Origin of the sequence: Pseudomonas sp. dw_612, from assembly GCF_018449725.1 — a bacterium.
Lineage (GTDB): Bacteria > Pseudomonadota > Gammaproteobacteria > Pseudomonadales > Pseudomonadaceae > Aquipseudomonas.
Genome location: NZ_JAAVVC010000003.1, coordinates 239,782 through 254,098 on the forward strand (window position 1 = coordinate 239,782; position 14,317 = coordinate 254,098).

At 59.7% G+C, this 14,317-nt stretch carries 13 protein-coding genes; 11 read left to right on the forward strand and 2 right to left on the reverse strand.

The features are described 5' to 3' along the window. Positions 1 to 17: 17 nt before the first annotated feature. Complete coding sequence (locus HB680_RS06745; protein WP_213937784.1) at positions 18 to 554, forward strand: DUF3299 domain-containing protein; 537 nt, start codon at positions 18 to 20, stop codon at positions 552 to 554. Positions 555 to 679: 125 nt separating this feature from the next. Here the strand turns inward: HB680_RS06745 and HB680_RS06750 are convergent, their stop codons facing one another. Both HB680_RS06750 and HB680_RS06755 read right to left on the reverse strand, forming a co-directional pair. Continuing rightward, entirely contained in the window at positions 680 to 1,579 is a 900-nt protein-coding gene (locus HB680_RS06750; protein ID WP_213937785.1) for a D-hexose-6-phosphate mutarotase, read from the reverse strand. Positions 1,580 to 1,636: 57 nt separating this feature from the next. Then, complete coding sequence (locus tag HB680_RS06755) at positions 1,637 to 2,041, reverse strand: acyl-CoA thioesterase (protein WP_054048323.1); 405 nt, start codon at positions 2,039 to 2,041, stop codon at positions 1,637 to 1,639. Positions 2,042 to 2,403: 362 nt separating this feature from the next. Between HB680_RS06755 and HB680_RS06760 the strand changes: the two genes are divergently transcribed. From HB680_RS06760 to HB680_RS06805, 10 genes are all read left to right on the forward strand, one after another. Continuing rightward, entirely contained in the window at positions 2,404 to 3,702 is a 1,299-nt protein-coding gene (locus HB680_RS06760; protein ID WP_213937786.1) for an MFS transporter, read from the forward strand. Between the two features lie 259 nt (positions 3,703 to 3,961). Next, the gene (locus HB680_RS06765) at positions 3,962 to 4,966 is read left to right on the forward strand and encodes a phosphate ABC transporter substrate-binding protein PstS (protein ID WP_213937787.1); all 1,005 of its coding nucleotides are present in this window, start codon (positions 3,962 to 3,964) and stop codon (positions 4,964 to 4,966) included. 480 nt (positions 4,967 to 5,446) lie between these two features. Next, positions 5,447 to 7,480, forward strand: coding sequence for an ABC transporter permease subunit (locus tag HB680_RS06770; RefSeq protein WP_213937968.1), 2,034 nt, complete (start codon positions 5,447 to 5,449; stop codon positions 7,478 to 7,480). A 15-nt stretch (positions 7,481 to 7,495) separates the two neighbouring features. Continuing rightward, positions 7,496 to 9,166 (forward strand): phosphate ABC transporter permease PstA, encoded by a 1,671-nt coding sequence (gene pstA, locus HB680_RS06775; protein WP_213937788.1) that lies wholly within the window; start codon positions 7,496 to 7,498, stop codon positions 9,164 to 9,166. A 171-nt stretch (positions 9,167 to 9,337) separates the two neighbouring features. Beyond that, a complete protein-coding gene (gene pstB / locus HB680_RS06780; protein WP_007934504.1) occupies positions 9,338 to 10,171 on the forward strand; it encodes a phosphate ABC transporter ATP-binding protein PstB in 834 nt (277 codons plus the stop codon). A gap of 120 nt (positions 10,172 to 10,291) precedes the next feature. Beyond that, on the forward strand, positions 10,292 to 11,053 hold the full coding sequence (gene phoU / locus HB680_RS06785) for a phosphate signaling complex protein PhoU (protein WP_008150055.1): 762 nt from the start codon (positions 10,292 to 10,294) through the stop codon (positions 11,051 to 11,053). A 169-nt stretch (positions 11,054 to 11,222) separates the two neighbouring features. Continuing rightward, a complete protein-coding gene (locus tag HB680_RS06790; protein WP_213937789.1) occupies positions 11,223 to 12,170 on the forward strand; it encodes a response regulator in 948 nt (315 codons plus the stop codon). 289 nt (positions 12,171 to 12,459) lie between these two features. Further along, positions 12,460 to 12,783, forward strand: coding sequence for a type II toxin-antitoxin system RelE/ParE family toxin (locus tag HB680_RS06795; RefSeq protein WP_213937790.1), 324 nt, complete (start codon positions 12,460 to 12,462; stop codon positions 12,781 to 12,783). A gap of 4 nt (positions 12,784 to 12,787) precedes the next feature. Then, the gene (locus HB680_RS06800; RefSeq protein ID WP_213937791.1) at positions 12,788 to 13,120 is read left to right on the forward strand and encodes an XRE family transcriptional regulator; all 333 of its coding nucleotides are present in this window, start codon (positions 12,788 to 12,790) and stop codon (positions 13,118 to 13,120) included. 208 nt (positions 13,121 to 13,328) lie between these two features. Then, positions 13,329 to 14,225: a peptidoglycan DD-metalloendopeptidase family protein gene (locus tag HB680_RS06805; RefSeq protein ID WP_213937792.1), complete on the forward strand. Its 897-nt coding sequence runs from the start codon at positions 13,329 to 13,331 to the stop codon at positions 14,223 to 14,225. The last annotated feature ends 92 nt before the right edge of the window (positions 14,226 to 14,317 follow it).

Sequence of the window (14,317 nt, forward strand, 5' to 3'; positions counted from 1 at the left end):
TTTTGTCGAGCACCTCCATGCGCCGTCTTCTACTGACTTTCCTTTTACTGGGCTCGGGCCTTGCCCATGCCGGCGAACTGCCGGAAACCGACTGGCTGGAACTGATGCCCAAGTCGGACCAGAAAGCCCTCGAAGCCATGCCCGAAATCGACCACAACACCCCTGAAGGCGATGGCACCTTTACGTCAAAGGGTGGCATGAAGCAGGGCAAGGGCTTGCCGGCGGTGATGTATTCGACCAAAACCGTGCCGGCGATGAACGACAAGAACATCCGCATCGGTGGTTACCCGGTGCCGCTGGAGTCCGACGCCAAGGGCCGCAGCACGCTGTTTTTCCTTGTGCCGTACCCGGGCGCCTGCATCCACGTGCCGCCACCGCCGCCTAACCAGTTAGTGCTGGTGCGTTATCCGAAGGGTTTGAAGCTGGACGATATCTACACACCGCTGTGGGTGACCGGCACGCTGAAGATCGAGAAGGTCAACAACGACCTGGCTGACGCGGCGTATGCGCTGGATGCGGCGAAGGTTCGTGTGGTGAAAGAGTCGGATCTGTAAATCTGACACCCACCAAATGTGGGAGCGGGCTTGCTCGCGAATGCAGTGTGTCATTCAACTTTAATGTCGACTGACACGACGCCTTCGCGAGCAAGCCCGCTCCCACATTGGTTTTGTGGTGTTGCTTATAAAGGCTTGCTACCGATGCTGACGCCGAGCGTGTGACTGGCACCCGCCGCCAGGTTCACCACATCGTCCATCACATTCGCCGTCTCGATGCATAGCATGCGCTGCCAGCCATCGTCGGCCATGTCGCTGAATGCAGCTGCGCGCTCAGTCCAGGGATTCCAGATCACCGCCGTGCGTGAACCGCTGCTGGTCAGCTCGATGCGTCGCTCCCAGGCCGGGTCAACAATGCTCAGCTTCGCCGGGGTATCGAGGTAGATACGGTCAGTCTCGCCGGTAAAAGCCAGATCGCCGGTCTGCGTGGCCGTGGCCCAGTCCTTGGTCGTATCGATGTAGCTCAAGCCATCCAGCCCTTCGACCTGCACGTTTCGCACGTCACTGACGGCGAAATAGCTGTGCAGCGCCTGGCTGATGGACACGGTTTCAGTGCCGCGGTTGTGGCTGGTCAGGCTGATGTGCAGCTGTTCATCCAGACGGATGCTCAGTTTCAAGTCCACCTGATGCGCCCAGCTCGGAAAACCGCCTTCGGGGTAGGGCAGGATGAATTCCACCTGCAGGCTTTCACCCTCGGTTTCGATGCCGCCCAATTCCCAATCTGTCGCCCGGACAAAACCGTGAGCGGCGGCCGGTTCGTTGCTGACGCGCATCGCCTGCACGCTTTGCGGGTTGCGCGCGAAGTTGCCAAACCACGGCCAGCACACCGGCACTCCGGCGCGGATGCTCTTGCCCGTCTTGAACACCGCCTCGTCGTTGAGCCAGATCAGTGGCGGTTGCCCGGCCAATTGATAACTGAGGATGTGCGCGCCTTGCTGGGCCACCAGCAATTCGGCCTGACCGTGGCGGATGCGCCAGCAGTTCAGTTCATCCAGTTTGACGGCTTCAACGTTGGGCGTGCTCATGGGACAACTCTCAATCGGGAACAATGACTGCAATGGACCGCAAAATGCGCGCCGTGTTTAACGCGCGCGCGGCGGGCACGAACGGGTGCGGCCGCTGCCGTCGATGGCGACGAACACGAACACCGCTTCAGTCACTTTACGCCACTCGCTGGACAACGGATCGTCGCTCCAGACTTCGACCATCATCTGGATCGAGCTGCGACCAATTTCCAGCGCCTGGGTATAGAAGGAGAGCTGCGCGCCCACCGCCACTGGAACCAGAAACGCCATGCGGTCGATCGCAACGGTTGCCACGCGGCCGCCGGCGACTTTGCTGGCCATCGCGGTGCCGGCCAAATCCATCTGCGCCACCAGCCAGCCGCCGAAAATATCGCCAAAGCCGTTGGTTTCGCGCGGGAGTGCGGTGATTTGCAGGGCCAGGTCGCCTTGCGGGATTGGATCTTCTTGTTCGAGCTCTATCATGCCGGGGGTGCCTCTGACCCGTGACTCTACGTTGGTCTTTCAGGTGAATAGCCGTCTTCAAGAAAAACGATTCAGCCCGAACATACTACGTTCGTCACGTTTTTCGTAAGGCGCCTAAGGGAAACTCTGCGAAATCGCCTGTGAGGATCGGCAGGCGTTTTCGCACAGCAACCCTTACAAACTGTTGCAAGATTGCGAGTATATCGGTCGGTAGACTCCGAGACGACCGTCCGGTTCTCATTTCGACCGTCAAATACGCACCTCTATGTGCTTTTTCGAACAATTTGCTATCGTGCGGACCTGCCCAAGCCTCCGCCAGCGTTGTTGGGGTTGCAGATCCGCCTATAAGAGAAGCCCTTGCCATGACCACAGCGCCCTCGAGCACTGCGCAGCCAACGCAATCCGTACGTCCGTTGACCCGCAACGATTACAAGACCTTGTCGCTGTCCGCCTTGGGTGGTGCGCTGGAGTTTTACGACTTCATCATCTTCGTGTTCTTCGCCACCGTAGTCGGCAAGCTGTTCTTCCCGGCCGACATGCCCGAGTGGCTACGCCTGATGCAGACCTTCGGCATCTTCGCCGCCGGTTACCTGGCGCGTCCGCTGGGCGGCATTGTCATGGCGCACTTCGGCGACCTGCTGGGGCGCAAGAAGATGTTCACCCTGAGCATCTTCATGATGGCCGTGCCGACCCTGATCATGGGCCTGCTGCCAACCTATGCGCAGATCGGCATGTGGGCGCCGATCCTGTTGCTGCTGATGCGCGTGATCCAGGGCGCGGCGATTGGCGGTGAAGTGCCCGGCGCGTGGGTCTTCGTTTCCGAACACGTGCCGCAGCGGCACATCGGCTATGCCTGCGGGACCCTGACCTGCGGCCTGACGGCCGGTATCCTGCTCGGTTCGCTGGTGGCCACGGCGATCAACGGAATTTACACCCCGGTGGAAGTGGCGGATTACGCCTGGCGGATTCCGTTCCTGCTGGGCGGCGTGTTCGGCCTGTTCTCGGTGTACCTGCGCCGCTGGCTCCACGAGACCCCGGTGTTCGCCGAACTGCAACTGCGCAAGGCCCTGGCCGAAGAAGTGCCGCTGCGCGCGGTGTTGCGTGACCATCGCGGGGCGATCCTGATTTCCATGCTGCTGACCTGGCTGCTGTCCGCCGGCATCATCGTGATCATCCTGATGACCCCGACCGTACTGCAAACCGTTTACCACTTCTCGCCGACCACCGCGTTGCAAGCGAACAGCCTGGCGATCGTGTTCCTGAGCCTGGGTTGCGTGGCGTCCGGTGCGCTGGCTGATCGCTTCGGCGCCGGCCGGGTGTTTGTGTTCGGCAGCGCGTTGCTGTTGCTGAGTTCGTGGACCTTCTACCACAGCCTGTTCAACCACCCCGATTGGCTGTTCCCGATGTACGCCGTGACCGGCTTGCTGGTCGGCACCATCGGCGCCGTGCCGTACGTGATGGTCAAGGCCTTCCCGGCGGTGGTGCGCTTCAGCGGCCTGTCGTTCTCCTACAACCTGGCCTACGCGATTTTTGGTGGGTTGACGCCGATGATCGTGACCTTGCTGCTGAAGGAGAGCCCGATGGGGCCTGCCTACTATGTGGCGATTATTTGCGGGGTTGGGATATTGGTCGGGGCTTATCTTTGGAAGAAGGGGCGTTAAGCCGTTTCTTTCATTAATAGCACTGGCCCCTTCGCGAGCAAGCCCGCTCCCACACTGACGCAATTGGACATATATTCTGTGCTCAGGCGCAGATCCAGTGTGGGAGCGGGCTTGCTCGCGAAGAACGATAACGCGGTAGTTCTGCAAAAAGATCGAATGGTGGCCTTTCATCCAATTGTCATATTTCAGCCATAGAGTGTTCACACGGCCTGCCAATACTTGGCCCCGAATAACACACCCTATCTGCTAGGAGTAAGGCATGAAACTGAAGCGTTTGATGGCGGCAATGACTTTTGTCGCTGCTGGCGTTGCGACTGCCCACGCGGTAGCCGCTGGCGTTGACCCGTCAATTCCGGCTTACACCAAAGTCACCGGTGTCTCGGGCAACTTGTCCAGCGTTGGTTCCGACACTCTGGCCAACCTCATGACCCTGTGGGCTGAGAACTACAAAAAAGAATACCCGAACGTAAATATCCAGATTCAGGCCGCTGGCTCCGCCACTGCGCCACCTGCGTTGACTGAAGGCACCTCTAACCTGGGCCCGATGAGCCGCAAAATGAAGGACACCGAACTGGCTGCCTTCGAGCAGAAGTACGGCTACAAGCCAACCGCTATCCCGGTTGCCGTGGACGCCCTGGCTGTCTTCGTACACAAAGACAACCCGATCCAGCACCTGACCATGGAACAAGTCGACGCGATCTTCTCGTCCACTCGTCTGTGCGGCGCTAAAACCGACGTGAAAACCTGGGGCGACCTGGGTGTGACCGGCGACCTGGCCAACAAGCCGGTTCAGCTGTTCGGTCGTAACTCGGTATCCGGCACCTACGGCTACTTCAAAGAAGAAGCCCTGTGCAAAGGCGACTACAAACCAAACGTCAACGAACAACCAGGCTCGGCTTCGGTCGTGCAGTCGATCAGCTCCTCGCTGAACGGCGTGGGTTACTCGGGCATCGGCTACAAAACCGCTAGCGTGAAAACCGTTGCTCTGTCGAAGAAAGGCAGCACCGAGTACATCGAAGACAGCGAAGAAAACGCACTGAACGGCAAATACCCGCTGTCGCGTTTCCTCTACGTTTACGTCAACAAAGCCCCGAACAAGCCTCTGGCCCCGCTGGAAGCCGAGTTCGTGAAACTGGTTCTGTCCAAACAGGGCCAGGAAGTTGTAGTGAAAGACGGCTACATCCCACTGCCGGCCAAGGTTGCTGCAAAAGCACTGGCTGACCTGGGTCTGGCGGAAGGCGGCGCTGAAGTCGCAAAAAAGTAACACCCTAGGCCCGGGGTACGCCCCGGACCTGTGTAGGAGCTGACGAGGGGACCGAGGCTGCGATCTTTTGATCTTGTAGTTAAAAGCCAGATCAAAAGATCGCAGCCTCGGTTCCCTCGACAGCTCCTACAACCCCAAAATTTCCGATCCTCTGCCAGTCCCGCTGGCGGCGGATTTGTTGCGTCACTGCACTGTCATCTTTCTGTCATACAGGATCGCTAGGGTGTGCGCATGAATGATCTGGCCAATTCCACCATGACTACGAATCCCCCCAAGCGGATTGACTTCAATACGCCTGAGTTGCAACGCAAGCGCCGCATTCGCGCGCTCAAAGATCGCCTGACCCGTTGGTACGTCCTTATTGGCGGCCTCGCCGTCCTCGGCGCGATCACGTTGATCTTCTTCTTCCTTGCCTACGTGGTTGCGCCGCTGTTCCAGGGTGCCAGCCTGACCGCCAAGGACGCCATCACGCCGGCCTGGATTCAGGACGCCGGCAAGCCGTTGATGATCTCTCTGGAAGAACAGAACCAGGTCGCCATGCGCGTATCCGACAAAGGGCAGGCACTGTTCTTTGATATCGACAGTGGCGCCGAACTCCGACGCGTCGATTTGCCGATCCCGGCCGGGACCACCGTGACCTCCATCGGTGAAGACCAGCCCGGTCATCCACTGGTAGTAGTAGGTCTGTCCAACGGCCAGGCTTTGGTGTTCCGTCACACCTATAAAGTCAGTTACCCGGACAACAAGAAAACCATTTCGCCGGCCATCGATTACCCGTACGGCGACACCCCGATTGCGCTGAACGAGGCGGGCGGTGCGCTGGAGCACGTCAGCCTCAACGCCACGGACACCACGCTGATGCTGGTCGGTTCGACGGGGGCGCAACTCAATGTGCTGTCGCTGACCAGCGAAGAAAACATGATGACCGGCGAAGTCACCAACGAGCAGAAGCGCATCGATCTGCCGCAAATGACCGAGCCGGTGAAGAACATCTTCGTCGACCCGCGCCAGCAATGGCTGTATGTGATCAACGGGCGTGCCCAGGCCGATGTGTTCAGCCTGCGCGACAAGAGCCTCAACGGTCGCTACAAGCTGCTCGAAAACGGCGACGCCGAAATTACCGCCAGTACCCAACTGCTGGGCGGTATCTCGCTGATCCTCGGCGACTCGAAAGGTGGCCTGGCCCAGTGGTTCATGGCCCGTGACCCGGATGGCGAGCTGCGCCTGAAGCAGATCCGTAACTTCCAGATGGGCACTACGCCGATCGTTGAAATCACCGCTGAAGAACGTCGCAAAGGTTTCATCGCCCTCGACGCTTCCGGCAAGCTCGGCGTGTTCCACAGCACCGCGCACCGTACGTTGCTGGTCGATCAAGTGGTCGAAGGCCAGGGCGTTTTCGGTCTGTCGCCACGGGCCAACCGCGTGATTGTTGAGGCCGGCGGCAAGATTCAACCGCTGCTGCTCGACAACCCGCACCCGGAAGTGTCGTGGAGCGCGTTGTGGAGCAAGGTCTGGTACGAGAACTACGACGAGCCTAAATACGTCTGGCAATCGACCGCCGCCAACACCGACTTCGAACCCAAGCTGAGCTTGTCTCCGCTGACCTTCGGTACCCTGAAAGCCGCGTTCTACGCCATGCTGCTGGCCGCGCCACTGGCCGTCGCCGCAGCGATCTACACCGCGTACTTCATGGCCCCGGGCATGCGCCGCAAGGTCAAACCGGTGATCGAGCTGATGGAAGCGATGCCGACGGTGATCCTCGGTTTCTTCGCCGGCCTGTTCCTCGCACCGTATGTAGAAGGGCATTTGCCGGGCATCTTCAGCCTGCTGATGTTGCTGCCGATAGGCGTGCTGGTGGCCGGTTTCATCTTCAGCCGCCTGCCTGAGTCCATCCGCCTGAAAGTGCCGGACGGCTGGGAAGCCGCGATTCTGATCCCGGTGATTCTGTTTGTGGGCTGGTTGTCGCTGTACATGAGCCCGTACATGGAAACCTGGTTCTTTGGCGGCGACATGCGCATGTGGATCTCCCACGACCTGGGCATCACCTACGACCAGCGCAACGCATTGGTGGTTGGTCTCGCCATGGGCTTCGCGGTGATCCCGAACATCTACTCCATTGCCGAAGACGCCGTGTTCAGCGTGCCTCGCGGCCTGACCCTCGGTTCCCTGGCCCTCGGCGCCACGCCGTGGCAGACGATGACCCGCGTGGTGATCCTCACCGCCAGCCCGGGGATCTTCTCGGCGCTGATGATCGGCATGGGCCGCGCGGTCGGTGAAACGATGATTGTGCTGATGGCCACCGGTAACACCCCGGTCATGGAAATGAACCTGTTCGAAGGCCTGCGTACCCTGGCTGCCAACGTCGCGGTGGAAATGCCGGAGTCGGAAGTCGGCGGCAGCCACTACCGCGTGCTGTTCCTCTCGGCGCTGGTGCTGCTGTTGTTCACCTTCGTCATGAACACCCTCGCGGAACTGATTCGTCAGCGTCTGCGCAAGAAATACTCGTCGCTTTAAGAAAGGTAGAAGTCTGTGAAACAGAACTCCCTGAATGGATGGTTCAAGAGCGGCGCCCCCGGCGTCTGGATCAGCGGTGGCGCGGTGTCCATCGCGGTCATCATGACCATTGGTTTGCTGGCAGTGATTGCCGTGCGCGGTCTGGGCCATTTCTGGCCGGCCGACCTGATCCACGCTAATTACGACGTGCCGGGCCAGGCCAATCACCTCGTCATCGGCGAAGTGGTGCAGAAAGAAGAAGTGCCCCGCGAGCGTCTGAAAAGCGCTGGCCTGCCAGTGCCCGATGTCGGCCCGGAGTTCATGACCCGCGAGCTGATCAAGGTCGGCAACCGTGACTTGAACGGCAACGACTTCACCTGGATCGTCGGCGAGTGGCTGACGAAGCAGACAACGCCGCCAGAGTTGATGACCATCGAGCGTCGCGAGTGGGGCAACTTCTACGGTTACCTGGTCAACGTCAAACAGGACGGCAAGGTGATCGCCGAGGGCGAAGCGGCGTGGCCGGAGTTGCAGGCGCGTGTCGATCGCGTCAACAAACTCGCGGCACAGCTCAAGACCCTGGAGAAATCCGATATCGGTGCGATCAACGCCGGTCTGGAACGCATCCGTCTGCACGGACGCAAACTGGAACTGGCCGGCAAACTGGACGCCACCGCGCAAGCCGACATGGACGCCGAAAAGGCTGAGCTGAATGCCCGTTACCAGGACATCGAAGCGCGTCTGAGCGACCTGCACGCCCAGTTCAACCGCGACAGCCTCACTGCTCGCGATGCCAACGGCAAAGAGATCGAAATCGGCATCGGCAAAGTGGTTCACGCCTACCAGCCGAATGCCATGGGCACTCTGACCAAGATCGGCTTCTACTTTGGCAAGGTCTGGGAATTCCTGTCCGACGACCCACGGGAAGCGAACACCGAAGGCGGGATCTTCCCGGCGATTTTCGGCACCGTGATGATGACCCTGATCATGGCGATGATCGTGACGCCGTTCGGCGTGCTGGCAGCGGTTTACTTGCGTGAATACGCCAAGCAGAACACGCTGACTCGGATCATCCGCATCGCCGTGAACAACCTGGCGGGCGTACCGGCCATTGTTTACGGGGTGTTCGGCCTGGGCTTCTTCGTCTACGTACTCGGCGGTTCGCTGGACCGGATCTTCTTCCCCGAAGCCTTGCCTGCGCCGACCTTCGGCACGCCGGGCCTGCTCTGGGCCTCGCTGACCCTGGCATTGCTGGCGGTGCCGGTGGTGATCGTGGCCACCGAAGAAGGCCTGGCGCGGATTCCTCGCACCGTGCGTGAGGGCTCGTTGGCCCTCGGCGCGACCAAGGCTGAAACGCTGTGGAAGATCGTGCTGCCAATGGCCAGCCCGGCGATGATGACCGGCATGATCCTCGCCGTGGCCCGCGCCGCCGGTGAAGTGGCGCCGCTGATGCTGGTGGGCGTGGTGAAACTGGCGCCGTCGCTGCCGGTGGATGGCAACTACCCGTACTTGCACCTTGACCAGAAAATCATGCACTTGGGCTTCCATATTTATGACGTCGGCTTCCAGAGCCCGAACGTCGAAGCGGCCCGACCGCTGGTGTATGCCACGGCGTTGCTGCTGGTGCTGGTGATCGCCACGTTGAACCTGTCGGCGGTCTACATCCGCAACCACCTGCGCGAGAAGTACAAAGCGCTGGATAGTTAAAGGTCGGCGCGGACCTTGTGGGAGCGGGCTTGCTCGCGAAGCTTTTGGCGGCTGTGAAGGCCCCTTCGCGAGCAAGCCCGCTCCCACAGTAGTCCGCGTCCAGTCGAACATTTATTGGACATGCCGCGAAGCGGTGTTCCGAACCGAATTTGTTAGCACAGGGAGCCTCCCATGCAGCACGAAGCACATACCCACGGCATCAACATGTCCGCCCTGGGCCGCGACAAACAGAGCCTGAGTCTCGAGCAGGAAACCGTGGCCATTGAAGTGCCGGGCCTGAGTCTGTTCTACGGCGAGAAACAAGCGCTGTACGACGTCAGCATGAACATCCCGAAACAGCGCGTGACGGCTTTCATCGGCCCGTCCGGCTGCGGCAAGTCCACGCTGCTGCGGACCTTCAACCGCATGAACGATCTGGTGGACGGTTGCCGCGTCGAAGGCGCGATCAACCTCTACGGCAACAACATCTACCGCAAGGGCGAAGACGTGGCCGAGCTGCGTCGCCGCGTGGGCATGGTGTTCCAGAAGCCGAACCCGTTCCCGAAAACCATCTACGAAAACGTGGTTTACGGCCTGCGCATCCAGGGCATCAACAAGAAGCGCATCCTCGATGAAGCCGTCGAGTGGGCGTTGAAAGGCGCGGCGCTGTGGGACGAAGTCAAAGATCGCCTGCATGAATCGGCACTCGGCCTGTCCGGTGGTCAACAGCAACGTCTGGTGATCGCCCGCACCATCGCCGTGGAACCGGAAGTGCTGCTGCTCGACGAACCGTGCTCGGCCCTCGACCCGATTTCCACGCTGAAAGTCGAAGAGCTGATCTACGAACTGAAATCCAAGTTCACCATCGTGATCGTGACCCACAACATGCAACAGGCCGCGCGGGTTTCCGACTACACGGCGTTCATGTACATGGGCAAACTGGTGGAATTCGGCGACACCGACACGTTGTTCACCAACCCGGCGAAGAAGCAGACCGAAGACTACATTACCGGTCGTTACGGCTAGCAGGGCAGCCGCAAGCTTCAAGCTGCAAGCGGCCAGAAAGACGCGGTGCGATATCAGGACTTGTACATAACTGCTTGAAGCTTGCAGCTTGAAGCTCGCAACTTTCGCGGAGCGAAACAGATGATTAGTAAAGAAGGCCTTACCCACCACATTTCCGCGCAGTTCAACGCCGAGCTTGAGGAGGTGCGCAGCCACCTTCTGGCCATGGGCGGGCTGGTGGAAAAGCAGGTCAACGACGCGGTGACCGCGCTGATCGAGGCCGACTCCGGCCTGGCCCAGCAAGTGCGCGAGATCGACGACCAGATCAACCAGATGGAACGCAACATCGACGAAGAATGCCTGCGCATTCTGGCCCGTCGTCAGCCAGCGGCGTCCGACTTGCGTCTGATCATCAGCATCTCCAAGTCGGTGATCGACCTGGAACGCATTGGTGATGAAGCGACCAAGATCGCCCGTCGCGCCATCCAATTGTGCGAGGAAGGCGAGGCGCCGCGCGGTTACGTCGAAGTTCGCCATATCGGCGATCAGGTGCGCAACATGGTGCGTGACGCGCTGGACGCGTTTGCCCGCTTCGACGCCGACCTGGCGTTGTCGGTGGCGCAGTACGACAAGATCATCGACCGCGAATACAAGACCGCCCTGCGTGAGCTGGCCACCTACATGATGGAAGACCCGCGCTCTATCTCGCGGGTCTTGAGCATTATCTGGGTGCTGCGTTCCCTGGAACGGATCGGCGACCACGCGCGCAATATCTCGGAACTGGTGATTTACCTGGTGCGCGGCACCGACGTGCGGCACCTGGGCCTCAAGCGCATGAAAGAAGAAGTTGAAGGCACAAGTGGCGAAACCGCTAATGTTCCGGGCAAAGCTGACGATAAGTAGGATTGCCCTGACAAAAAACGCCCGGCCTTTTGGCTGGGCGTTTTTGTTTGCGCACATGCATTCGAAAGCAGCACCCGCGAACGAAAAGTCCCGGCGTGACTGAAGGTTTTTTGGCAATGTGCCATCAGTAAAGCGGTATGCTTGCCGGGATTTTTTAAAGGGGTTGTGGATGAGTAAGGTCAGTGTGTTGGTCGTGGACGATGCGTCGTTCATTCGTGACCTGGTGAAGAAGTGCCTGCGCAACTACTTCCCGGGTATCCGGATCGAAGACGCGGTCAACGGCAAAAAGGCTCAGGCGATTCTGGCGCGCGAAGCGTTCGACCTGGTGCTGTGTGACTGGGAGATGCCGGAAATGTCCGGCCTGGAGCTGCTGACCTGGTGCCGTGAGCAGGACAACCTCAAGACCATGCCGTTCGTGATGGTGACCAGTCGGGGTGATAAAGAGAACGTGGTCCAGGCGATTCAGGCCGGGGTTTCCGGTTATGTCAGCAAGCCGTTCACCAACGAGCAACTGCTGACCAAGGTCAAACAGGCGCTGAACAAGGTCGGCAAGCTCGACACCTTGATGAACAGCGCGCCGACCAAGATGAACTCGGCGTTCGGCAATGATTCGCTGAGCGCGCTGACCGGTGGCAAGGCTGAAGTCGTCGGGGCCGCTCCCGTCGTCAATCCGTTCGCTAAACCTGCCGCCCCTGCGCCAGCCCCGGCGGCCGCGCCGTCCCGTGGCCTGCTCAACAGCCCGCCGGTCAAAGCGCCTGCTGCTTCGGCTGCTCCAACAGGTGGCCGTGGTCAGGGCCAATTGCGCCTGTCGAGCGGCACCCAGACCTGCGTCATCAAAGCCTTGAGCCTCAAGGAAGCGCTGCTGGTGGTCAAACGCACCGACATCCTGCCGCAAGTGCTCGAAAGCGCGGTGCTCGATCTGGAGCAAGGCGACAACGCGGAAACCGCCCGTCTGAACGGCTACCTGCACGCCATTGTCGCCCACGAGCCCAAGCCTGACAGCGAGTGGCTGCAATTGACCTTCCGCTTTGTGGATAAAGACGCGCAGAAGCTCGACTACATCTCCCGCCTGATTGCCCGTGGCACGGCGCAGAAGCATTTCATTCCAGGCGCGTAATCTTCGTCGCCTGACAGAATGCCTTCGCGGGCAAGCCTCACTCCTACATTGGAATGCATTCCCCTGTGGGAGCGGGCTTGCCCGCGAAGGGGCCGGAACAATCTCTGCAAAATGCAACCTGTAGCCTCAAACCGCACATCAGATTCAGCGGTGCTCGTCTTGATTTATATCGGTTTCGATATAGTCTGATCCATAGCGATCCTCCTCAGCCATGCCTTGAAACAACCCCGCTCTGCATGTCTCGGTAGCGTCGATTAGCCTTCTCCTGTCTACAACACAGGAGAGGTCGATGCCAAGACACAAGGAAGTGGTGTTTATCGGGAGCGCGCTAAAGGATCTGAAAGCCTTCCCGCTCGATGCGCGAAGAACTGCCGGATTTCAGTTGGACCTGCTGCAACAGGGGGAAGAGCCTTGCGATTGGCGGCCGATGAAGACGGTAGGGCGAGGAGTCAATGAGATCAGGATCACTGAGGCATCAGGAGCGTTTCGAGTGTTGTATGTGGTTAACCGGCCAGAGGCCATTTATGTGCTGCATGCATGGCACAAGACCACTCGTAAAACCGAAACGCGTGACATCGAACTGGCACATGCCAGATTGCAGGAAATAGGTTAACGCCATGACGGATCACCAAAACCCTACCCAGCGGTTCGCCAGTGTTTGGGATGCGCTGGAAGATACACCTCAAGAGGCTGCGAATATGCGCCTGCGCTCCAAGTTGATGCTGGAGTTGCGCAACGTCATTCGCGGATGGGAGCTGTCTCAAAAAGAGGCAGCCAAACGACTGAATGTCACCCAGCCACGACTTAATGATGTGCTGAACGGCAAGATCGACAAGTTCTCCCTGGATGCCTTGGTGAACCTGTCTACTGCGGCGCAGATGGATGTGGATATCACATTCCGCCCGTTTGTCCGTGACGCGGCGCAGAAGCATTTGGTACCTGGCGCGTAATCTTCATCGCCTGACAGTACGCCTTCGCGGGCAAGCCTCGCTCCTACATTGGAATGCATTCCCCTGTGGGAGCGAGGCTTGCCCGCGAAGGGGCCATCAAATTCACCGCACATCTCCCGAACATCCCATTTTGAAACATCTGCCGACTACTCTGGTCCACTGCACCTGCTAGGCTCCTCCCCAGGCCTTATTCGACAGACTCTTGCCCATGCTCGCGCGCCTGCTGTTTTTCTGTGGTCTTTTCATGGCCTCCACCTCGGCTGTGGCCATGACCATTTACAAGTCCACCGACGCCAATGGTGTGGTCTCCTACAGCGACCGCCCCACGAAAGGCTCCCAGGTGTTTGTTTTTCGGGACCGGATGGTCGAGCACCTGGAGCGCCAGGTGTACCTCGACATCAAGAAGCAGAAGGGCGTGGATGTGGTGTTTGTGCGCAACGATCTGTATGCGCCGGTGGAGGTCGAGCTGAGCTTTGCCGGGTTGAGTAACGTCAAGGGGGCGCCGGCTCAGCCGATTCGCCGGGTCTTGCCGGCGCGCAGCAACTCGCGCCTGGCGCTGCTGACGGCGATTACCGGTGGCAAGCCGCTGGTGTATACCCCGAGCTTCCAATATTCCATGGGCGACCCTTCAGGCGCCGCTCAGAGCTATCGTTATCCCTTCCCCTGGCGTGGCGGTCCGTTTCGGTTGAGCCAGGGCGCCAATGGCCAATACAGCCACTTTGGCGCCAAGAACCGCTATGCGATGGACATCGCTATGCCGGAAGGCACGCCGATCATCGCGGCGCGGGCCGGAATGGTGGTGAAAACCGAAAATGGCCAGAGCGGCCGCGGCAACGATCCGTCCGGCAATTTCGTGCGGGTGCTGCACGATGACGGGACCATGGGCGTGTACCTGCACCTCAAGCAAGGCTCGGTGAGCGTGCGCGAAGGTCAGCGGGTGGCGGTGGGCAGTGCGCTGGCGCTGTCGGGCAACACCGGCAACAGCAGCGGGCCGCACCTGCATTTCGTGGTGCAGCGCAATACCGGGTTGGGGTTGGTGTCGATTCCGTACCAGTTCAATCAACCGGTGGGGGCGTTGCCCAACTTTGCGTTGGGCAAGCAATGACATGTAAAGATCAAAAGATCGCAGCCTTCGGCAGCTCCTACAGGGAAATGCATTCCAAATGTAGGAGCTGCCGAAGGCTGCGATCTTTTAGG